A 759-nucleotide genomic window follows, 5' to 3' on the forward strand; every position below is an offset into this window, starting at 1 on the left:
CGCCTTCAACCACGGAGGCTTTATCAGCACTCAGAGAAACCGTGGTGTTGTCGATCGAGTCAGTGATGGCTGTTTCAGCTGCCTTCGGATCGGTGACCAGATTCTCAAAGTTGCCGCCTTCGGTCTTCGCGATGGTGGTGCTGACAGTCGAACCGTTGTTATAGACGTCGTTGGCTGGAGTGTTAAACACGGTCGAGCCTGTGGTCTCACCGGCTTTAATAGTGATCGTCTGACCGTTCGAAAGCGTCACGGTAACGTCGGTTTGCGCTTTGTTGGTCAAGGTAGCGGTGTAAGTGATGTCGCCGCCTTCAACTACCGAGGCTTTATCAGCAGTCAGCGAAACCGTGGTGTTGTCGATCGAGTCAGTGATGGCTGTTTCAGCTGCCTTCGGATCGGTAACCAGATTCTCAAAGTTGCCGCCTTCGGTCTTCGCGATGGTGGTGCTGACAGTCGAACCGTTGTTGTAGACGTCGTTAGCTGGGGTGTGGAAAACCGTCGAGCCTGCGGAGTCGCCGGCTTTGATGGTGATCGTCTGTCCATTGCTCAGCGTGACGGTAACGTCAGTTTGCGCTTTGTTGGTCAAGGTTGCGGTGTAAGTGATGTCACCGCCTTCAACTACAGAGGCTTTATCTGCACTCAGCGAAACCGTGGTGTTGTCGATCGAATCAGTGATGGCTGTTTCAGCTGCCTTCGGATCGGTAACCAGATTCTCAAAGTTGCCGCCTTCGGTCTTCGCGATGGTGGTGCTGACAGTCGAAC

The 759-nt window shown here is 53.8% G+C and carries 1 protein-coding gene; it reads right to left on the minus strand.

Annotated features, from left to right (window positions below; genetic code table 11):
• A partial coding sequence (locus BFP92_RS32205; protein ID WP_239694325.1) for an immunoglobulin-like domain-containing protein occupies positions 1–759 on the minus strand: 759 nt, incomplete at both ends.

The organism is Pseudomonas sp. 58 R 3, from assembly GCF_900006605.1.
Taxonomy (GTDB): Bacteria; Pseudomonadota; Gammaproteobacteria; order Pseudomonadales; family Pseudomonadaceae; genus Aquipseudomonas; species Aquipseudomonas salomonii.